This is a genomic window from Georhizobium sp. MAB10 (assembly GCF_045012825.1).
Classification (GTDB): domain Bacteria; phylum Pseudomonadota; class Alphaproteobacteria; order Rhizobiales; family Rhizobiaceae; genus Georhizobium; species Georhizobium profundi.
In genome coordinates, this window is record NZ_CP118314.1 from 883,800 (window position 1) to 903,006 (window position 19,207).

General features: G+C 63.4%; 18 protein-coding genes. 8 read left to right on the forward strand and 10 right to left on the reverse strand.

Annotated elements, in window-relative coordinates; all coding sequences use genetic code 11:
* The first annotated feature begins 8 nt into the window (after nucleotides 1-8).
* Together PU133_RS04055 and PU133_RS04060 are read left to right on the forward strand one after the other, a co-directional pair.
* Entirely contained in the window at nucleotides 9-1,154 is a 1,146-nt protein-coding gene (locus tag PU133_RS04055) for a 2-methylaconitate cis-trans isomerase PrpF family protein (protein ID WP_404863596.1), read from the forward strand.
* A complete protein-coding gene (locus tag PU133_RS04060; RefSeq protein ID WP_404863597.1) occupies nucleotides 1,151-2,563 on the forward strand; it encodes a CoA transferase in 1,413 nt (470 codons plus the stop codon). Before PU133_RS04055 ends, PU133_RS04060 begins: the two co-directional genes overlap by 4 nt.
* On the opposite strand, the gene PU133_RS04065 is transcribed toward PU133_RS04060, so the two are convergent.
* Entirely contained in the window at nucleotides 2,547-3,212 is a 666-nt protein-coding gene (locus PU133_RS04065) for a GntR family transcriptional regulator (RefSeq protein WP_404863598.1), read from the reverse strand. The two genes, PU133_RS04060 and PU133_RS04065, sit on opposite strands and share 17 nt — an antisense overlap.
* 169 nt (nucleotides 3,213-3,381) lie before the next feature.
* On the opposite strand from PU133_RS04065, the gene PU133_RS04070 reads away from it, so the two are divergent.
* The 6 genes from PU133_RS04070 (at nucleotide 3,382) to rraA (ending at nucleotide 8,499) form a co-directional block, all read left to right on the forward strand.
* Nucleotides 3,382-4,557: an AbrB family transcriptional regulator gene (locus PU133_RS04070; protein ID WP_404863599.1), complete on the forward strand. Its 1,176-nt coding sequence runs from the start codon at nucleotides 3,382-3,384 to the stop codon at nucleotides 4,555-4,557.
* Nucleotides 4,558-4,674: 117 nt separating this feature from the next.
* A complete protein-coding gene (locus tag PU133_RS04075; protein WP_164527789.1) occupies nucleotides 4,675-4,827 on the forward strand; it encodes a hypothetical protein in 153 nt (50 codons plus the stop codon).
* A 120-nt stretch (nucleotides 4,828-4,947) separates the two neighbouring features.
* Entirely contained in the window at nucleotides 4,948-5,865 is a 918-nt protein-coding gene (locus PU133_RS04080; RefSeq protein ID WP_404863600.1) for a LysR family transcriptional regulator, read from the forward strand.
* An 88-nt stretch (nucleotides 5,866-5,953) separates the two neighbouring features.
* Nucleotides 5,954-7,045: an Ldh family oxidoreductase gene (locus PU133_RS04085; protein WP_404863601.1), complete on the forward strand. Its 1,092-nt coding sequence runs from the start codon at nucleotides 5,954-5,956 to the stop codon at nucleotides 7,043-7,045.
* Entirely contained in the window at nucleotides 7,042-8,004 is a 963-nt protein-coding gene (locus PU133_RS04090) for a D-2-hydroxyacid dehydrogenase family protein (protein ID WP_404863602.1), read from the forward strand. Before PU133_RS04085 ends, PU133_RS04090 begins: the two co-directional genes overlap by 4 nt.
* 12 nt (nucleotides 8,005-8,016) lie before the next feature.
* Entirely contained in the window at nucleotides 8,017-8,499 is a 483-nt protein-coding gene (gene rraA / locus PU133_RS04095; RefSeq protein ID WP_404863603.1) for a ribonuclease E activity regulator RraA, read from the forward strand.
* 19 nt (nucleotides 8,500-8,518) lie between these two features.
* Here the strand turns inward: rraA and PU133_RS04100 are convergent, their stop codons facing one another.
* The 9 genes from PU133_RS04100 to PU133_RS04140 all read right to left on the reverse strand — a co-directional run bounded on the left by PU133_RS04100 (nucleotide 8,519) and on the right by PU133_RS04140 (nucleotide 19,196).
* A complete protein-coding gene (locus PU133_RS04100) occupies nucleotides 8,519-9,244 on the reverse strand; it encodes a permease (protein WP_404863604.1) in 726 nt (241 codons plus the stop codon).
* A gap of 17 nt (nucleotides 9,245-9,261) precedes the next feature.
* Complete coding sequence (locus PU133_RS04105) at nucleotides 9,262-9,969, reverse strand: siderophore ferric iron reductase (protein ID WP_404863605.1); 708 nt, start codon at nucleotides 9,967-9,969, stop codon at nucleotides 9,262-9,264.
* An 85-nt stretch (nucleotides 9,970-10,054) separates the two neighbouring features.
* Nucleotides 10,055-12,145: a TonB-dependent siderophore receptor gene (locus tag PU133_RS04110; protein ID WP_404863606.1), complete on the reverse strand. Its 2,091-nt coding sequence runs from the start codon at nucleotides 12,143-12,145 to the stop codon at nucleotides 10,055-10,057.
* A gap of 103 nt (nucleotides 12,146-12,248) precedes the next feature.
* On the reverse strand, nucleotides 12,249-13,451 hold the full coding sequence (locus tag PU133_RS04115; RefSeq protein WP_404863607.1) for an NAD(P)/FAD-dependent oxidoreductase: 1,203 nt from the start codon (nucleotides 13,449-13,451) through the stop codon (nucleotides 12,249-12,251).
* A 136-nt stretch (nucleotides 13,452-13,587) separates the two neighbouring features.
* Nucleotides 13,588-15,177, reverse strand: coding sequence for an FGGY-family carbohydrate kinase (locus PU133_RS04120; RefSeq protein ID WP_404864435.1), 1,590 nt, complete (start codon nucleotides 15,175-15,177; stop codon nucleotides 13,588-13,590).
* 16 nt (nucleotides 15,178-15,193) lie between these two features.
* Nucleotides 15,194-15,889 carry an HAD family hydrolase gene (locus PU133_RS04125; RefSeq protein WP_404863608.1) on the reverse strand — a complete coding sequence of 232 codons (696 nt, stop codon included), beginning with the start codon at nucleotides 15,887-15,889 and terminating at the stop codon, nucleotides 15,194-15,196.
* An 11-nt stretch (nucleotides 15,890-15,900) separates the two neighbouring features.
* Nucleotides 15,901-17,376, reverse strand: a complete 1,476-nt coding sequence (locus PU133_RS04130; RefSeq protein ID WP_404863609.1) for a mannitol dehydrogenase family protein — start codon at nucleotides 17,374-17,376, stop codon at nucleotides 15,901-15,903.
* A gap of 36 nt (nucleotides 17,377-17,412) precedes the next feature.
* Nucleotides 17,413-18,186 carry an L-iditol 2-dehydrogenase gene (locus tag PU133_RS04135; protein WP_404863610.1) on the reverse strand — a complete coding sequence of 258 codons (774 nt, stop codon included), beginning with the start codon at nucleotides 18,184-18,186 and terminating at the stop codon, nucleotides 17,413-17,415.
* Nucleotides 18,183-19,196 carry an ABC transporter ATP-binding protein gene (locus tag PU133_RS04140; RefSeq protein ID WP_404863611.1) on the reverse strand — a complete coding sequence of 338 codons (1,014 nt, stop codon included), beginning with the start codon at nucleotides 19,194-19,196 and terminating at the stop codon, nucleotides 18,183-18,185. Before PU133_RS04140 ends, PU133_RS04135 begins: the two co-directional genes overlap by 4 nt.
* Nucleotides 19,197-19,207: the final 11 nt, after the last annotated feature.

Here is a 19,207-nt window from a genome sequence, read left to right on the forward strand (position 1 = left end):
GGGGATCCATGTCTCAAACATTCGTTCGCGCCGCATTCTACCGGGGAGGCAGCAGCAAGGGCGTGTTCTTCCACCGAGCCGACGTTCCGCAGGATCGTACGACGCTCGAGGAGATGCTTCTTGCTGTGCTCGGCAGCCCCGATCCCTACAAGCGCCAGCTCAACGGCATGGGCGGCGGCGTGTCCTCACTCTCCAAGGCGGCGATCATCGGACCACCGACCCATCCCGACGCCGATGTCGACTATCTCTTCGCGCAGATCGCAGTCGATCGCCCGGTCGTCGACTGGGGCGCCAATTGCGGAAATCTCTCCTCCGTCATCGGCCCTTTCGCAGTCGATGAGGGGCTGGTCTCGGTCGAGGACAGTGAAGCGCTGGTGCGCATTCACCAGGTCAACACCAAGAAGATCATCCACGCGCGCTTTCCGGTGCGCGACGGGCGGGCCGTGGTCGAGGGCGACTTCGTGATTGCAGGCGTTGCCGGTGCAGGCGCGCGCATTGCGCTCGATTTCCTCGATCCGGGGGGCACGGTCACATCGGGCTTGTTACCGAGCGGTAATGTGGTCGATCATGTCATGGTGGACGGTCGCTCCTATGCGGTGTCGCTGGTGGATGCGAGCAATCCGGTCGTCTTCGTTCGTGCTGCCGATTGCGGGATGACCGGCGGCGAACTGCCCGATGCCATCGAGGCCAATCGACCTCTCATGGCGTTGCTCGACGCGATCCGGCGCGAGGGCGGGGTGCTGATGGGGCTTGGCGCGGATGCCACGTCGGTTGGGCTCGCTAACCCGAAGATCTCGATGGTCGGGACGCCATCTCCGTTCCGGACGCTCGATGGCCAGACGCTTGACGAGACCACGCATGACATCGCCGTGCGCATGATCTCGATGGAGCAGGCGCACCGCGCGGTCACATTGACCGGCGCCATGTGCGTCGGCGTCGCCGCCCGCATCGAAGGCACGCTCGCCGAACAGGCGCTGCGTCCCGACCACCAGGGCGACGAGATCCGCGTCGGCAATCCGTCCGGTCTGGTCAGCGTCGGGGCGCGCGTCTTGAAGCGCCACGATGGTTGGCATGCCGAGAATGCCACGGTGTTTCGCACGGCACGGCGCCTGATGCAGGGCGAGGTTGCGGTGCCGCAAGGAGCGGTGCGATGAGCGGCGTGATCGATGATGCTCATGCTATCCTCGCAGACCTGCTCGCCCTGGCGGGTCTTGAGGGGTTACCGCTGGATCGCCTGACGATCACGGAGCACGACAAGGTGCTTGCGACCGCATGGCCGATCGCGCCGATTGCGACGGCGACGCTCGCGGCCGTCGGTCTTGCGGCGTCACATATCCAGGAAATGCGCACCGGCGAAAAGCTGTCGGTGGAGATGGACACGCGCTCCGCCGAAATCGCCATGGCGAGTTCCAGCTATCTGGAGGTCGGGGGAAAGAACGCCAAGTTCCGCGATCCATTCACCGGGCTCTACGAGGCGGCCAATGGGGAGTGGGTGTTCCTGCACGGCAATTTCCCGCATCTGCGCCAAGGACTGCTCGACCTGCTCGGTGCCGAAAACGATTCGGACGCCATAGGCTCAGCGGTGCGGCAATGGGATGCCGCCGAACTCGAGGCCGAAGCGATCAGCCGCAATCTCTGCGCGGCGAAGGTTCGTGAGCGCAGCGCGTGGGAAGCGACGGAGCAGGCAACGGCCATTCGGGCGCTGCCGGTGTTGCAAGTCACACGCCAGGCGCCGGCAGGTCTGACGGCATGGCCGGGCGGTCGTATAGATGCAGCACAGAATCCGCTTTCGGGCCTGCGCATCATCGATCTGTCGCGCGTCATTGCCGGACCGATGGCGGGGCGGACCTTCGCAGAGCACGGGGGCACAGTGCTTCTCGTGTCTGGTCCGGGTCTGCCGTCGATCGAATCCCTCGTGATCGACACCGGCTTCGGGAAGCATGCATGCGAGATCGATCTGGCTCGCGACGCTGGTCGCGCCGATCTGGCGCATCTTGCTGGTAGCGCGGACGTGGTGCTCGATGCCTATCGCCCGGGCGCGATTGGTGGCCGCGGGTTGGATCGGGCAACGCTGCATCAGAGCAATCCTCAGCTCGTGCATGTGTCACTTTCGGCGTTCTCGCATGCCGGTCCTTGGAGCTTCCGGCGCGGCTATGACAGTCTTGTCCAGGCCACCATGGGCATGACGTTTGAGGCCGGGGCCGATCGACCGACCCTTCTGCCCTGCCAGCCGCTCGATTATCTGACGGGCTATCTCGCCGCCTTCGGCGCAATGGCGGCGCTCATCCGGCGCGCAGAGGAAGGGGGTAGTTTTGCGGTGGATCTTTCGCTCGCGACGACGGCGCAGTGGATGTGGGAATGGCGCAACCGGCTCGGTAACGACAGTTCCGTGCCGGCATCGAACCCCAGTTCGAGCGACATCGCGGATCTGATCGCGACGCACGGGACAAGGTTCGGAACCGTGCGCGCGGTGCGCCCGCCCTTGAAGATCGGCGGGCGTCTGGCCGAGTTCCGACGCCCGCCCGTGCCGCTTGGCAGCGACCCCGCTATCTGGCCGGCCTGAAGACGCCGACGGCTTCCTCATGGTCGGTGATGGCAAGGCGCGTCTCCAGCGCCTTGCGGATGTGGTTGATGCCGGCTGCCTCGGCTTTCAGCGTATCGCGGGCGCGGATCGCATCGATCAGCTCCTTGTGCTCGCCATGGGCGATCACCGTGCGGCCTTCCTGAACGAAGGTGGTTTCCGGCAGAAGTGCGATCGTCTCCTGCAGATCCTCGACCGCCTGGCGGAGGTACCTATTGCGCGCCGCATCGTAGAGCCGGGCATGGAACTGGCGGTTGATCAGCGCGGCCACTTTCGGCGTGCGATCCGCCTTGAGAAACTGTTCGTTCAGCCGTTCCAGATTGGCGATCTCGGCTTCCGTCGCATGCTGTGCGGCAAAGCGGGCAACGAGGCCTTCCATCTCCTGCCGCATCGCATAGAGCTCGAAGATCTGCTGCATGGAGAGAACGGCAACAGCGACGCCGCGACCGGGCGCTGCTTCCAGCAGGCCCTTTTCCTGGAGGCGGCCGAGCGCTTCACGCACGGGCGTCCGGCTGACACCGATCCGCATCGCGACTTCTTCTTCGCGCAATGGGTCGCCGGGCTTGTAATGCCCGTCACGGATCGCTGCCAGAATGGCTCGATAGGCATTCTGGCCGCGCGTTTTGCTCAAATCTTCAGTTCGGTTCTCTGTCATCGCGCCATCGTCCTAGGCTTTCCCGCCCGCACTGAAAAGTTGCCGCGATGCCGCATCGCGGTTGGCCATTTCGTATGCGGCTGTGTACAAAAGATTCTGAAGTCCCGCCATCCATCATCAATCGACAATTCGAATGCGATCGGCAATGACCCAATACGGTAATACGCACGAAGCGGGTGCGTCCCCGGAAGAGCGGGCGGCTTCGCCTGACCCGTTGGCACCGAAGAAGAACCGCCCAGGGCTGGAAGGCATGCGTGGTTTCCTGATCCGCCTTCGCACGTTGGCCGTTGGCACGATCGGTGGTTATTGCGGCTACCGGCTCGGCATTCCGCTCGGCTGGCTACTGGGGGCGATGGTCGCGACGATCCCCCTGTCGATCGCCGGGATCGACATGCGCTCGTTCCGCAAACCGCGCCTGGTGATGATCGCCGTGATCGGCCTGATGGTCGGCAGCGCGTTCACGCCGGAAGTCGCGGCGCGCATACCTGACTGGTGGCCGAGCCTTCTCGGCGTGCTCCTCTACGTCGTGATCGTTGCACTTGTCAGCATCGCCGTCTGCTGGCGCCTCGGTGCCATGACGCCGGCGACGGCGGCCTTTGCGGGCATGCCGGGGGGCTTGAGCGAAATGGTCATCATCGGTCCCGCGATGGGAGCCGATGTCCGCTCCGTCAGCCTGGTTCATGGCACGCGTCTCGTGGTTCTCATCGCGATGACGCCGACCTTGCTGGCGGTCTTCGGTCTGATCGGCAGCGGTGCCGGGGATGGTGTCAGTCGCGTCATCCAATGGTTTCCGAGCATCAGTCTGTTCGATGTGGCGCTGCTTTCCGCCTGCGCGGTGATCGGCTTCCTGATCGCCAAGAAGATCCGGCTGCCGGCCGGCAATCTGACCGGACCGCTCATCCTCAGCGCGCTCGTTCATGTCACGGGCATCACCGACGCGCACATCCCAGACGCCTTGCTTGCTGCCGCACAGATCGTGATAGGCTCGGTCATCGGCCAGCATTTCGCCGGGATCGCCCGCCGGGTGCTTCTGACGGGCCTGCTCCTAGGCGCGCTTCTCACGGTCTTTTCCATGGCGCTCGCCGGCGGCTTCGCATTCGCCTTCGAGCAACTGCTTGGCGTCCCTTTCGCCATTGGGCTTCTGTCGCTCGTGCCAGGAGGTTTGCCCGAGATGAGCCTGATCGCCATCACGCTTGATGCCGATCCGGCCTTTGTGAGCCTTCATCATCTCGCGCGCGTCGTGCTGATCCTGATCACCGCGCCGGTTCTCATCCCGCTGTGGGTGCGGCGACTGGAGAAGCGCCGTATTGCCAGAGGTTAATGCAAAGTTAGCCGGTCATGTCGAACCGCGATGGCCCCCTGCCTAACCAGCGCTGCCGATCGCCAACACTTGAGCGTATCTTCCCTCCATCAACAATTGCCTGCGATGGAGACGACCATGCGGATCACCTCCTTTTTCACCCGCGCGATAGACGCGCTCAGCGACCATTTCGAAGGTGTGCGGCGGTACGAGACGAACCGGCTGGTTGGCGCGCGCCGCGACATGTGGCGGGGCCTGCCCAACGCCGTGCCTTCGAAGGTCAAGCGATAAGGATCGCCTGCCTTTGTGGCAGTCGGCACGAAACCGTCTATGTTCCGGGTCATGTCGTGGTGTGCTGGTCGATGATGAGCGGCGCCCGATACATCGATGACCCAGCAAGGCGGGATAGACATGCAAACCTTCGACCCGGTGACGGCGCGGCTTTTGGTCGTGCTTGCCGAAAGCGGATCGATCGGCCGCGCAGCGGATCGTCAGAACATCGCGCCATCGGCCGTGAGCCGGCGAATCAGCGATCTTGAGGCACGGCTTGGCGTGTCGCTTTTCGATAGATCCACGCAAGGTGTCCGACTGACGCCCGCCGGCCGCATCTATGTCGAAGGCGTTCGCACGATATTACGGGAAATCGCCGATCTCGATACGGCAATGGCGGATTTCGCCGAGGGCCGCCGCGGCAATCTGCGGCTTGCCTGCACGAGCTCCGCGCTAGCCGGGCGCCTGCCGGAGCTTTTGGCCGATTACGCGCAGCGCTATCCGACCATCGCGCTCGACATCCAGGAGATGAATGCCGCCGGCGCTCTGCTTGCCATCGACGATGGGCAGGCTGATCTGGCGATCGTCGCCGACAACAACGATTTCAGCCGTTACGACACGCGCATTTTCGAAGACGACCAGGTCTATGTGCTGAGCGCTCCGGACCACCCCGTCGCCGAGCGGCTGCGAACGGCCAAGCCGATCGCCTTCGAAGAGGTTGCCGGTCACGAGGTGGTGGGCATCCACCATTCGGGCGCGCTCGACCGGCTGCTGAGCCAGGCAGCGGCAAGCGTCGGCCGCACGCTGGGCGAACGTGTCAATGTGGAGAGCTTTCCCTCGCTGGTCAGAATGGTCGAGGCCGGCTTCGGCATCGGGTTTCTGCGAGCCACCAGCCTGCATCTCCTGACGCCGACCGATGTCGTCGCCGCTCCCCTCGAAAACGACTGGGCCAAGCGCCAGCTGCTGGTTGCGCATCGTCGTTCCGGACCGGTCTCGCGGTCCATGGCCTCTTTCCTCGACCTGTGCACGCAAACCTATCGGCCGACCGCCATATCGTGAGTGCCGTTCACTGCATGCGGCTGTATACACATTGAGGAATCCCTGATAGCGAGGACCCATTGCGTGATACCAGGGGAGGATATGCCGCATGCCCGCTTCAGACGTGTCTTTGAACGTCGATCCCATCCGGCTGACCCAGCTTGTCGCCCGCATATTCGCCTCTGCGGGTGTGCCGACGGACGATGCGCACACGGTCGCGGACTGTCTCGTTCTGGCGGACCTGCGCGGTGTCGGATCGCACGGCGTCAGCCGCATGCCGATCTATCTGGAGCGGTTGCGCAAAGGGCTCGTGAACGCCGCGCCGACGCTGGCCGTTCACGAGATCGCAGCCGCCTGCGCCAAGATCGACGGCGACAACGGGCTGGGTTTCCTCGTCGCGAAGAAGGCAATGGCGGAGGCGTGCACGCGGGCCGGAACCTATGGCGTGGGCGTCGTGGCTGCGCACAACAGCACCCATTTCGGCATGGCGGCGACCTATCTGTTCGATGCGGCCAAGGCGGGCTACGTCTCTTTCGTGTTCACCAACGCCTCGCCGGCAATGCCGATTTGGGGCGGCAGGAAGCCGTTTCTCGGTACCAGCCCGTTCGCGTTCGGCGCCCCCGGCGGCGACGGCACGCCGCCGGTGATCCTCGACATGGCGACGTCGGTCGTGGCGCGTGGCAAGATCCGCCGCGCCGCGCAGAAGGGCGAACCGATCCCGGCTGGCTGGGCGCTCGATGCCGACGGCAACGAAACGACCGATGCGCAGAAAGCCTATGAGGGCATCATCCAGCCACTCGGCGGTCCGAAGGGTTCGGGGCTGTCGCTGATGATGGAAGTGGTCGCCGGCGTCATGTCCGGCTCGGCCTTCGGCGGCGAGGTCGGCAACCAATATGCCGATTTCGAACACCCGCAGGATGTCGGCCACATGTTCGTTGCGCTGAAGCCGGATCTCTTCCTCGGCGAGGGCGATTATCGCACGCGCATGGGCGCGCTCGTCTCCCGCGCCAAGGGACAGCCTCGCCTGCACGAGGATCAGCCGATCTTGATGCCGGGCGAGCCGGAATCGATCCGCGAAGCGGAACGGCGGCGCATTGGTCTGCCGGTTTCGGTCGAGGACATCACGATGCTGGAAAACGAGGCTAGTCGAGCAGGCCTCGCCTTCGTTGCCGACGATCTGGCATTGCGGAGTGCGGCATGAAGATTGCGATCCTCGACGACTACCAGAATGTCGCGCTGTCGCTTGCCGACTGGTCTTCGCTTGGCAGCGACGTTTCGATCACAGTCTTTAAGCGCAATCTTTCGAGCGAAGACGAGGCTGCGGCAGAATTGGCCCAGTTCGACGTGCTGGTGCTGATGCGCGAGCGGATGGCGATGCCTGCCTCGCTAATCGCGCGGCTGCCAGCACTCAAGCTCATTGTCGTCACCGGTGGCCGCACGCGCACGATCGACATGGACGCGGCGACGACACGCGGCATCACGATCTGCCACACGCATCCGGGTGAATCGCCGATGGCGACGCCGGAATTCGCCTTCGGGCTCATCCTTTCCGTTGCGCGCTCGATACCGCAGGAACATGCGCGTGTTCGTGATGGTGGGTGGCAGGAGACGATCGGCATGTCGATCGGCGACAAGACGCTCGGTCTCGTCGGGCTCGGTAAGCTCGGCAGCCGCATGGTTCCGATCGCGAAGGCCTTTGGCATGAAGGTGATTGCCTGGAGCCAGAACCTGACCGACGAACATGCGGAGAGCCTGGGCGCTCGCCGCGTGGACAAGGATACGCTTTTTCGCGAGGCCGATATCGTCTCGCTGCATCTCATTCTTTCGGAACGCTCGAAGGGCATCGTCGGCGCCGCCGACCTTGCGCTGATGAAGCCGGGCGCCGCGCTGATCAACACCTCGCGCGGCGGGCTTGTGGATGAGGCAGCATTGATCGAGGCGCTGACGGAAGGCCGCATCCGCGCCGGCCTCGATGTCTACAACGAGGAGCCGCTGCCGGAAGATCATCCGTTGCGCGATGTGCCGAACGCGGTGACGACGCCCCATCTCGGCTACGTGACGGAGGGCGCCTACGCTGCCTTCTATCGCGACGCCGTCGAAGATATCGCCGCATGGCGTGCGGGTGCTCCCGTGCGCGTGCTTGCGGCGCCGAAAGCCTGAGGAGATTTTAATATGCGCGACATCAAGACGGCCGACCTGGTCGACGATTACGAAGACAAGGTCCGGTTCTGCGATGCGACATGGCAGCGGTTCGGTCGGCGCGCTTCAGCCTACGGGCCGATTTCGACGCTGAAAGTCTTCGAAGACAATGCGCTGGTGAAGCAGACTCTGTCGGAGCCGGGCAAAGGTCGAATCCTCGTCGTCGATGGCGGCGGATCGACGCGCACGGCGCTTGTCGGCGACGTGCTCGCCGAGATCGGTCGTGCCAGCGGCTGGGCGGGCATCATCGTCAATGGCGCCATCCGTGATGGCGAGGCGTTGGATGGCATGGATTTTCTCGTGTTCTCGCGGGGCCGGTCGCCGATCAAGAGCACCAAGACCGCTGCCGGACATCGCGATCTGCGCGTGACGTTCGGCCAAGCCGATTTCATTCCCGGGCAGTGGGTCTACATGGATGCGGACGGCGTGCTGATTTCGGAACACGCGCTCTTCTAGGCGCTCGGGGCTTCCGATCTCACCGCGTGGAAACCGTGACCAGCGCCACCGGAATGAGAACCGCGAGTGCGATCAGGCCACCGACAAGCACAGTGCCCAAAGAAAGAGCAAATCCGCGCAGCCGCCGCATCGGTCCGTGCACGGCAAACCATTCGGTCAATGCGCCGAGATACCAGATCAGCCCTGCGAGGAAGAGCGTCCATGCGGTGATGCTGGACCACGCGTGGTCCAGCTGACCGATCATCAGTGCCATATCGAGGCTGAGCGTAAACGGAGCCGCCAGATAGCATTGGCTATAAAAGGCCGGCCGCAGCGTCGATCTGGTCAGCTTCTGGTTCTTCTGGTGGACGCGCTGGATACCGACCAGCAAGGGCAGCAGGCTGAAGATGACGGCCCTGAACAAGAGCAGATTGCGGTCGTCGGACAGAACACCGCTTAGTTCCGGCTGCGCGGCGCCGATATTCATCTGGAACAGATGGGCGATTACAAGCGTCAGGAAAAGGAAGAGCGGAGGAGATACTGTGTCGACGAACTGCTCTTCGGGCGGATCGGTCAGTTCCCGCTCCGCATAGATCATCATGCGGACAGGGTGCCTGACGCAGCGCCAGAATGTCAGCGGATAGAAGATGAGCCAGGATACGATCTCGTAGAGGAGTGCCTCTGCAGATCGTAGAAGGTTCATGAGATCCATGGCGGCCCCGAGACACTGCGGTTCGGCCCATTCTGCGACGATCTGTCGAGCCATAGCAATCCATGGCTCGGTTACGCCTCGTCGGATATGTCCTTGCCGGCCAGTTTCGGGCATGAGGCGCACAGCGCTCCGGGCTCTGTGCGGTAATGCAGGCAGCAGGCCTTGCGGACGAGCTGCGGTCGCGGTTCACCATCCTCGGAGATCTTGAGAGCGATGTCGCTGGCGCCTTCGAGGCCCATGGCACTCAGCCATCTGGCCTTGCTGGCGAGAAGGGTCACGGCGTCGCGGCCGTTGGCCACGGACGAACGGGAGAGGAGGACACCGAGCAGACGGTCGGCCAGCAGCCGTTCGGCGTAGATCCGCTTGATCTTGATGATGCCGCTCAGGCGCCAGAAGAGCGTGTCGGTCAAACCGCTCAAGGCCTGCGCGGTCGCGGTCAGAGGATCGTCTGTGGTGCCGATCGCCGTATCGCAGAACCGGTAGCCGGCGACGAGCGTGCCGTCGACACGCTGCTGCATGCGGTCGACCGCCAGGGCGCGATCGAGATCATGGACTGCAAGGACAGCGAGCACGCATGGCTGCCAGATCAGCATAGACCAGGCGCGGGCTGCCCAATAGGCAGGACCGGCCGTCTGATGCGCCTCGGCGGTAACGCGAACGAGGGCGGCAATCACACCGGCGTCGGCGTCGCTGCCATCGAGATAGCCAACCGACCAAGGCTCTATCCTGCCGTCAAGCAGGGGGGTCTGACGCCGGGCAAGCTCGAACAACGCGTCCATGCTCGCTGCGCCCTCCGGCGAAGCTTCCATTTGCAAGGTGCGAGGATGTCGGAGCATGGCGTTCACGGCATCGGACCTTTTCTCGTCAGAACCGCGTTGCGAGCTTGAAATTCACCGTGCGGCCCTGGCCATAGAAGCAGTCGCCGCGGGCGAGGCAGGTCGTCAGATAATCCTCGTCGGTGATGTTCTGCACGTTGAGCTGCGCCGACCAGCGCTCGGTCTCGTAACCGACGAGCGCGTCGGCGAGCACGAAGGATGGCGTCTTGAGGTTGTCGGCGCCGTCGAGGCTCGATCCGACATAGCGCAGTCCGCCGCCAAAGAACCAGCCCTCGAGCTGGTTGCCCTGTGGTCGGTACGTGACCCATGCGGATGCCTGATGCGTCGGCACGGAGGCAAGCTCGAAGCCGGTTACCTTGTCTTCGGTGTCGAGATAGCTGTAGCCCGCGAGAAGTTCGATATCGCGGTAGCGGGTCTGCGCCTCCAGCTCGAAACCGCGGATCGTCGTTTCGCCGTTCTGAACGAATTCTGGCCCCGTCGGACTGCCCACAGGATTGGGCAGGCGGCGGTCGGTCTGGTCGATCTCGAAGACCGATGCGGTGAAGAGATGGGGCGTGCCGACCGGCTGATACTTGATGCCGGCTTCGATCTGGCGGCCCGTGACCGGATCATAGGTGAAGCCGCGCGAGTCCGCCGGCTGTGGCTCGAAGGCGGTCGCATAACTGACATAGGGCGCGATGCCGTTGTCGAAGCGGTAGAGCAGGCCGGCATTGCCCGAGAAGGCACGCGTTTCGACATCGGCGGCATCATTGTACCAATCATGGCGCAGGCCGAGCGTCACGAACAGCCTGTCGTCAAAGGACAGATTGTCGAAGGCATAGATGCCGGTTTGATCCGTCTGCTGTTCCGGTCCGCGTGCCCGCGTAAAGCTTGGGATCGGCGTTCCATAGACCGGGTTGATCATGTCGATCGGGCTGAAGGCCTGTGAATAGCCATCGGAGCGCGTGGTCGAGTTCTGATAGTCGAGCCCGAAGGAGATGGCGTGATTGATGGCGCCAATGTCGAAATCGGCATTGAGCCTGGCGTCGGAGACGAAGCTCTGCGCCTCGTTGCGGGCCGAATAGAGAAGCCGCGGCACCGTGTCTCCGGTCACGTTCCAGGGGAACGGGTAGACCTGATCGTATTTGGCATTGCTGTCGGTGTAGCGCGCCGCGACATCCATGCTGAACGTCTCGTTGAAACCGTGCTCGAAGAGACCCGTGATGGAGGCGCGCTCTGCGGCATACCGATCGAAATCGGGCTCGCCGAGGAAGGTGCCCTTGTCGACGAAGTTGCCGTTGTCGGTCGGGAGGAGCGACCCTTCGATCGGGACGAAGCGCGATGTGAGACCGCCGTCGTCGTTCTGATAGAGGCCGATCACCGTCAGCTTGGTGTCGTCGGTCGGCTGCCAGGTGATCGAGGGATTGATGAAGAGCCCGTCATCGTCGACGAAATCCACCTGTGTGCCGCTCTTTTGACCCGCACCGACAAAGCGGTAGAGGAGGTTTCCATCCGCCGTGACCGGGCCGGTGAGGTCGACGCCGATGCGTGCACGGTCGTGCGTCCCGACTTCGACGAAGACTTCGCGCGCCGGCGCTTCCTGCGGCAGCTTGCTCGTCAGGTTGACGATGCCGCCAAGGGCGCCGCTACCGTAGAGCGCGCCGACAGGACCTTTGATGACCTCGATGGCGGAGAGCGCGTAGGGATCGATGCGGCTGTTGTTGTAGAACGAGAAATCGTTGCGCAAGCCATCGAGAAACTGCGGGGCGGAGATGCCACGGATCGTCTTAGAATCGACGCGCGTGTCGGGACCGAAGGTTTCGGCATAGACACCGGGAACGTAGAGCAGGGCATCGGAGACATCGTCGACGCCCTGGTCGGAGAGACGCTGTTCACTGACGACGGAGACGGAGCGCGGTGTCTCGGCGATCGGTCGGTCGCTCTTGCCGACGCTGACCTGACGGATGATCGTTTCACCCTTCGGCCCGCCCGTGGCCTGGTCTGCGGAGACCGCTTCGTCTTCCACGGTCAACGTTTCCAACACCGTGGCTTCCTGCGCGAAAGCGCCAGCCGATACGGACATCAAGGCTGATGCGAGAAGCGCGCGCTTCAGGTGAACAATCGACGACAAACGTACCACGGTAACCCCCACTCAATTGGTCAGGACTCCGCACTACGTAAATATGAGTATGTTTGTCAACAATGGAATCGCGCGGCAGATGATTTGCTGCACGATGCCCGTTTCAAGCAGTGGCGATGGCCGTTCCCGCCGCCCAGCCGGACGACCACGCCCACTGGAAGTTATAGCCGCCGAGCCAACCCGTGACGTCGACGACTTCCCCGACGAAATAGAGGCCTCCGACCGTCTTGGCCTCCATGGTCTTCGAGTTCAAGGAGGCTGTGTCGACCCCGCCCAGAGTGACTTCCGCGGTTCGGTATCCTTCCGAGCCGATGGGATAGATTTCCCAGTGTTTCAGCTTGTCGGCCAGGACACCGAGCGCCTTGTCGCTCATATCGGCCAACTGTCCGTCCGAACCGGCAAAGCGCGATGCGTAGGCCGCAAGGCGCTTCGGGAGGATCTCACTGAGCGCCGTGGTGATCGATCTCCTGCCGTTGGCCTTCTTTGCCGCTCGAAGAGAATCGAAGATATCTTCCGACGGGAGAAGCGCGATCTCGATCGGTTGGGTCTCGCGCCAGTATGATGAAATCTGCAGGACCGCCGGACCGGACAGGCCGCGATGGGTGAAGAGCATCGCCTCGTCGAAATGCGTCTTGCCGCAGGAAATGCGCGCATCCACGGCAAGCCCGGCCATCTCGCGGAAATCGACCAGCACGTCCTCGCCGAAAGTCAGCGGAACGAGAGCCGGCCGTGTCTCCACGACAGGCAATCCGAACTGCTCGGCGAGCTGATAGCCCCGGCCGGTCGCGCCCATCTTCGGAATCGACTTGCCGCCGCAGGCGACGACGAAATTGCGGCAGTGGACCGTGCTCGTATCCGAGCCGGCAAGCCGCACTTCGAACCCCGTCTCGCGCCGCTCGACGCTGTCGATCGATGTTGTGAGGCGCAGTTCGCAAGCCACCGCATCCATCTCCGCCAGCAGCATCGCGATGATGTCTTTCGCCGAATTGTCGCAGAAGAGCTGTCCGAGCGTCTTCTCGTGGTAGGCGATGCCGTGTCGCTCCACGAGTGCGATGAAATCATGCTGGGTGTAACGGCTGAGCGCGGACTTCGCGAAATGCTTGTTTTGCGAGATGAAGTTCGCGGCACTGGCATGAAGATTAGTGAAGTTGCAGCGCCCACCGCCCGAGATGCGGATCTTTTCACCGGGGGCTTTCGCATGGTCGACGACGAGCACCCGGCCACCCCTGGACGCAGCCTGGATCGCGCACATCATGCCAGCGGCACCGGCGCCGAGGATCACGGTATCGAATTGTTCAGCGGGCATCGGTGCGCCTTTGCGCGAAATTGGTGTGCGGGGCAGCTCGGGCTGTGCCCTCGTGGTCGATGCCCGTTAGCAGCGTCCGGCAAAAGACGCCATGCTGCCTCTCCCGTTCTGCGACGATCGGCGCGGGGAGCAGGCTTTATGTCGACAGGCGCTCGATCTCTGCCCGTTGCGCCTGCATCAGCTTGAAAATCGCGTAGTCGCGGTCGAAGCGGCTTGTCATGGCGGGATCGGGGTGGCGGACGGTACCGGGTTTGACCATGGCGCTACAGCAGGCGGCAAGCGTATCGTGCCACCCCGCGGCGGAGGCGGCGGTCATGGCGGTGCCGAGCAGCATCGCGTCTTCGGCGGCAGGCGTCACGGTGTTGCAGCCGGTCGCGTCCGCATAAAGCGCCATCAGCACCGGGTTGCGCGTGTGCCCGCCGACCACGTGTAACGTGTCAATCGACAGCCCGTTTTCGTTCATCGCCTCGACGATCTGGCGAATGCCGAGCGCGATGGAAACGGCGGTACGCCAATAGAGCCGACAAAGGCTGTCGAACGATGTGTCGATCGACAGGCCGCTGACGACGCCGAGCGCGTGCGGGTCGCCGAGCGGCGAGCGGTTGCCGTGGAAATCCGGCAGAAGGTGGATGCGTCCGCCGAGATCTGATCCTTCAGTGACGAGCAGCTCGGCGATGCGGGCACAAATGCGCTGGTGGGCGGCCTTGTCGGGCTTGAGACCGCTCCCATGCGTTTCGATGATGTGATCGAGCAGGCCGCCACTCACTGACTGGCCGCCCTCGGAGAGCCAGAAATCGGGAAGGGCAGCGCCGAGATACGGGCCCCAGATGCCGTGGATGGGCCGTGGGCTTTGCGTGAGGGCGGTGACGCAGCTCGAGGTTCCGGCAATCAGCGCGACGCGGCGCGTCATCTCGGAAGCGTCACCGGAATAGCCGCCCAATGCGCTCAGCGCACCGGCATGGGCGTCGATCAAGCCGACGCCGACCTGGCAATCGACCGTCAGTCCAAGGTCTTGCGCGGCTTCGGCGGTGAGCGGGCCGAGATTAGCGCCGACAGGGGCAGCTCTTGCCGGCAGGCCACCCCTCGTTGTCATGTCCTCGATGCCGATCGCCGCGAGATAATCATGCGCCCATGGCGATGGGTCGTGAGCGAGAAACGTCCACTTGCAGGTTAGCGTGCATTGGGAGCGCGCGGTGGAGCCCGAGGCCTTCCATGTGAGGAAATCCACCAGATCCAGAAAAAGGGCGCTCGCCCTCCAGCTTCCGGGAAGGTTGCGCTTGATCCAGGCGAGTTTCGGGGTTGCCATCTCGGGCGAAATGGTGCCGCCCGCATAGTCGACCACGCGGTGGCCTGTCGCCGTCGCCTCGTCGGCTTCTGCGATCGCCCGGTGATCAAGCCAGGCGATCGTGTCCCAGCGTGCGTCGCCGGTAGTTGAGACGGTGACCGGCTCGCCGTTCCTGCCGCGCAGCACGATGGAACAGGTCGCATCGAAGCCGATGCCGGCAACGTCCTCGGCGGCGATGCCGGCTTCGGTCACGGCATCGCGGACGGCGCGGCAGACGGCATTCCAGATGTCTTCGGAATCATGCTCGGCATGGCCGGGCAGCGGACGGTGCATGACGATCGGATGCTCGGTGCGCGCGAGGATGTCGCCCTGCGCATCGAAAATGCCGGCGCGGGCACTCCCGGTCCCGACATCGACCGCAGCGACGAATGCGCGCTTCACCAACACAACTTTCCCGTCAGGTTCTTGTCCCCAGCAGCGCCGGGAGTTGGCGCATGTTATCGAATATCAAGTCGGGCTCAAGGGCGGCGACACGGGCGTGAAGGTCGAATTGCGCCGCGTGGGAGCCTCCCGTGAAGGCGAAAACCCGCATTCCCGCGCGTTTGGCGGCTTCCACGCCGGGTGCGCTGTCTTCGACAACAAGACAATTTGCGGGGTCGACACCCATTGCAGCCGCAGCGTGCAGGAAGAGATCGGGCGCAGGCTTGCCGTTTTCGACCATCGTGGCGCTAAAGATGTGAGGCGCGAGCTGATCGAGAAGGCCGGTAACCTCGAGCGAAAGGGCGATCCGTTCCGGCTGGCTGGACGAGGCGACGCAGCACGGCATCGCCAGTTTGCCGATCGTCTCGGCAATCCCCTCGATGGGTCGAAGGTCGCGGCGGAAGCGCGCGTAGAGCGCGCTTCGCATGGCTTCGAGATGTGCCTCAGTCACGGCGATACCCGGATCCTCGCCGAGCGCGGTGCAGATGCTAGCCATGCTTTTCCCGAGAAAGCGCTCATAGGCGGCCTGCTCAGGAAGTTCGAAGCCGATGTCTGCGACAAGCTCAATCAGTACGGCGATCGAGATCGGCTCGCTGTCGACGAGGACGCCATCGCAGTCGAAGATCACAAGATCCGGCTGATCGTTCAAACGGGCGCTGATCTCGATCGCCAAGGCCTCGCTCCCTATCCATCGCTCAGGAATTTCTGCAGCGTCGCTTTCGTGCCGTCCCGCCAGAGTGCCGTCAAATGATCCGCGAATGCCTTGGCGAAGACCGGGTTCGTGCCGACCGTGCCGAAGATGTCCGAAAGCGCCAGAAACTTTGACGGATCGTCGCGGGCATCGAGTGCGGCAGCTTTCAAGCGTTCGTGGCTGGCATCGTTGGGCGGGATGACGCGGCCGCTGTCGGACATTCCGGCGCAGTAACGGCACCAGAGCGCCGAAACGAGCGCAAGGCCATCGACGGACTTGCCCGCTTGCAGCCGGTCTGCGGTCGAAGGCAGGATGAATTTCGGCTGGCGGTTGGAGCCGTCGAGGCAGAGCCGCGCCACGGTGTCGCCGATCTTCGGGTTGGCGAAGCGGCGCTCGATGAGGGCGAAATAGTCCTGCAGGTCCGTATCTGGCACCGGGGGGACGCAGGGAATGATCTCTTCGCTCTCGACCTTTTCAAGGAAGCCTCGCACCAACGGGTCTTCCATCGCCTCATGGACGAAATGGATGTCCAACAAAGCAGCAGGATACGCGATGGTTGCATGCCCGCCATTGAGGATGCGGATCTTCATCAACTCGTAGGGAGCGACATCCTCGACGAAGGTGACACCGACATCCTCGAGTGCAGGACGCCCGGCCGGGAACTTGTCTTCCAGCACCCATTGCTTGAAATCTTCGCAGAAGACCGGCCATGCGTCTTCGATGCCGAACTCACCGGCCAGGATGCCGATCTCGCGGTCTCCCGTCGCCGGCGTGATGCGGTCGACCATGCCGTTCGGGAAGGCGACGTTGGCGCGCACCCACTGGGCGAGTTTCGGGTCGAACTGGTCGGCAAGACCCGCGACGGCGTTTTCGGTGACATGGCCGTTGCCGGGGATGTTGTCGCAGGACATGACCGTGAAGGCCGGGGTGCCAGCCTTTCGCCGTACGGCGAGGCCCGCGAGCATCAGCCCGAACACCGTCTTGGGTGCGGCCGGATTGGCAGCATCGTGGCGCATGTCGGGATGGTCGGGATCGAAGCGACCGGAGGCGGGATCGATATAATAACCACCCTCGGTGATGGTGAGCGAGACGATGCGGATCGCCGGATCGGCAAGCTTTTCGATGATCGCTGCCGTATCTCCCGGCTGGATGTAGTCGATCATGGCGCCGGTTACGCGCGCGGTCGACTTATCGGCCTCCTGTTCGACTACGGTCGTCAGGTAGTCCTGTTGCCTGAGCTTTTCGCGCAGCGGCTTGTCGGATGGAAGGATGCCTGCGCCGACGATTGCGAAATCCAGATCACGGCCCTGGTTGAAGAGCTCGTCGAGATAGACCGCCTGGTGGGCGCGGTGGAAATTGCCGATGCCGAAATGGAGAATGCCAGGCGACAGCGCGCCGCGGTCATAGGCCGGAAGAGCGGCCTTGCCTTCGAGTTCGGGTAACGTGGCGAGCGATAGTTTGGTCAGCATTATTTTCATTCCTCAAACGCAGCCTTCAAGGGCGCGTCAGCTCATCCAGTTGCCGCCATCGACATTGTAGGTCTGTGCAACGACGTATTCGCTTTCGGGACCGGCCAGGAAGATCGCCATGCCGACGAGGTCCTCGGCGGTTCCCATGCGCCCGAAAGGCACTTCCGCGCCCACAAGGCGCTTCTTCTCGCCACGCGGCCGGTTCTCGTATTGCGCAAAGAGCGCGTCGACGCCGTCCCAATGCTCGCCATCGACGACGCCTGGGGCGATCGCGTTGACGTTGATGCGGTGGCGGATCAGGTTCAGCCCGGCGGATTGGGTGAGGCTGATGACCGCGGCCTTCGATGCGCAATAGACGGCGACGAGCGCTTCGCCGCGGCGGCCGGCCTGGCTTGCCATGTTGATGATGCGACCGGGACGATCCTGAGCGATCATCGAGCGCGCGGCCGCCTGCATCATGAAGAGCGTGCCGGAGACGTTGATGCGGAAGACGCGGTCGAAGCTTTCGCGCGTGATATCGACGATCGGCGCAAGATCGAAGATCGCTGCATTGTTGACGAGAATGTCGAGGCCGCCGCACCGTGCTTCCACGGCTGAGATCGCCGCGTCGATCGAGTGCTGGTCGGTCACGTCGAGAGCGACGGCATAGGCTCCGTCACCGATCTCCGCCGCGGTTTTCTCAGCGCGCTCGACATCTATATCGGCGATCGCGACCGTTGCGCCCTCGCGGATATAGGCTTCCGCAAAGGTGCGGCCGATGCCGCGCGCCGAGCCGGTGATCAGTGCGGATTTTCCATCCAGTCGCTTCATTTGATTGCCAGGCCCTGCGCATCGAATTTGTGGATCTTGTCGGCCTGCGGCGTGAGATAGACCGTGTCCCCATGGGCGAGCATCACTTCGCCGCCGGCGCGCACGGTGATCGTCTCGTCATTGGGTCCTGCACCATCGCGGTGGACATGCAGGAACGTGTCGGAGCCGAGATGCTCGGATACGCCGACCTTGCCCTTCCACAACCCGTCCGTCGTCGAGATGTCGAGATGTTCCGGCCGCACGCCGATGGCGCTCGCGTCGTGGCGCTTGGCTTCGGCGCCCTCGACGAAATTCATCTTGGGCGACCCGATGAAGCCCGCGACGAAACGATTTGCGGGGTGCTTGTAGAGATTGAGCGGCGAACCGACCTGTTCGATGCGCCCGGCCTGCAGCACGACGATCTTGTCGGCCATGGTCATCGCCTCGACCTGGTCGTGAGTGACGTAGATCATCGTCGTCTTGAGCTGCTGGTGCAGTTCGGAGATTTCGAGCCGCATGTTGACACGCAGCGCCGCATCGAGGTTCGACAAAGGCTCGTCGAAGAGGAAGGCTTCCGGCTCGCGCACGATCGCACGGCCGATGGCGACGCGTTGGCGCTGGCCACCGGAAAGCTGGCGCGGCTTGCGGTCGAGATAGTCGGTGAGGTTCAGGATGCGCGCGGCATCGCCGACCTTCTTGTCGATCACCGCCTTGTCATTGCCGGCCATCTTCAGCGGAAAGGCGATGTTCTGGCGCACGCTCATATGCGGATAGAGCGCATAGGACTGGAACACCATCGACAGGCGCCGCTTGGCGGGTGCGAGGCCCGTCGAGTCCGTTCCGTCGATCATGATCCTGCCGCTGGAGACGTCCTCCAGCCCGGCGATCAGCCGCAGCAGGGTGGATTTTCCGCAGCCGGACGGGCCGACAAAGACGACGAACTCGCCGTCGTCGATTGCAAGATCGATGTCCTTGATCACATGGGTCGTGCCGAAGGATTTTGTGACCTTGTTGAGCGTGATGTTTCCCATGTCTGTCTTCC

What these genes read in the sequence shown, in the direction of transcription:
- PU133_RS04075 (WP_164527789.1), top strand. Translation starts at nt 4,675, where the DNA reads ATGCGGATCACCTCCTTTTTCACCCGCGCGATAGACGCGCTCAGCGAC.
- PU133_RS04070 (WP_404863599.1), top strand. Translation starts at nt 3,382, where the DNA reads ATGACCCAATACGGTAATACGCACGAAGCGGGTGCGTCCCCGGAAGAG.
- PU133_RS04090 (WP_404863602.1), top strand. Translation starts at nt 7,042, where the DNA reads ATGAAGATTGCGATCCTCGACGACTACCAGAATGTCGCGCTGTCGCTT.
- PU133_RS04060 (WP_404863597.1), top strand. Translation starts at nt 1,151, where the DNA reads ATGAGCGGCGTGATCGATGATGCTCATGCTATCCTCGCAGACCTGCTC.
- PU133_RS04130 (WP_404863609.1), bottom strand. Translation starts at nt 17,376, where the DNA reads ATGCTGACCAAACTATCGCTCGCCACGTTACCCGAACTCGAAGGCAAG.
- PU133_RS04085 (WP_404863601.1), top strand. Translation starts at nt 5,954, where the DNA reads ATGCCCGCTTCAGACGTGTCTTTGAACGTCGATCCCATCCGGCTGACC.
- PU133_RS04140 (WP_404863611.1), bottom strand. Translation starts at nt 19,196, where the DNA reads ATGGGAAACATCACGCTCAACAAGGTCACAAAATCCTTCGGCACGACC.
- PU133_RS04055 (WP_404863596.1), top strand. Translation starts at nt 9, where the DNA reads ATGTCTCAAACATTCGTTCGCGCCGCATTCTACCGGGGAGGCAGCAGC.
- PU133_RS04105 (WP_404863605.1), bottom strand. Translation starts at nt 9,969, where the DNA reads ATGGACGCGTTGTTCGAGCTTGCCCGGCGTCAGACCCCCCTGCTTGAC.
- rraA (WP_404863603.1), top strand. Translation starts at nt 8,017, where the DNA reads ATGCGCGACATCAAGACGGCCGACCTGGTCGACGATTACGAAGACAAG.
- PU133_RS04080 (WP_404863600.1), top strand. Translation starts at nt 4,948, where the DNA reads ATGCAAACCTTCGACCCGGTGACGGCGCGGCTTTTGGTCGTGCTTGCC.
- PU133_RS04100 (WP_404863604.1), bottom strand. Translation starts at nt 9,244, where the DNA reads ATGGCTCGACAGATCGTCGCAGAATGGGCCGAACCGCAGTGTCTCGGG.
- PU133_RS04135 (WP_404863610.1), bottom strand. Translation starts at nt 18,186, where the DNA reads ATGAAGCGACTGGATGGAAAATCCGCACTGATCACCGGCTCGGCGCGC.
- PU133_RS04115 (WP_404863607.1), bottom strand. Translation starts at nt 13,451, where the DNA reads ATGCCCGCTGAACAATTCGATACCGTGATCCTCGGCGCCGGTGCCGCT.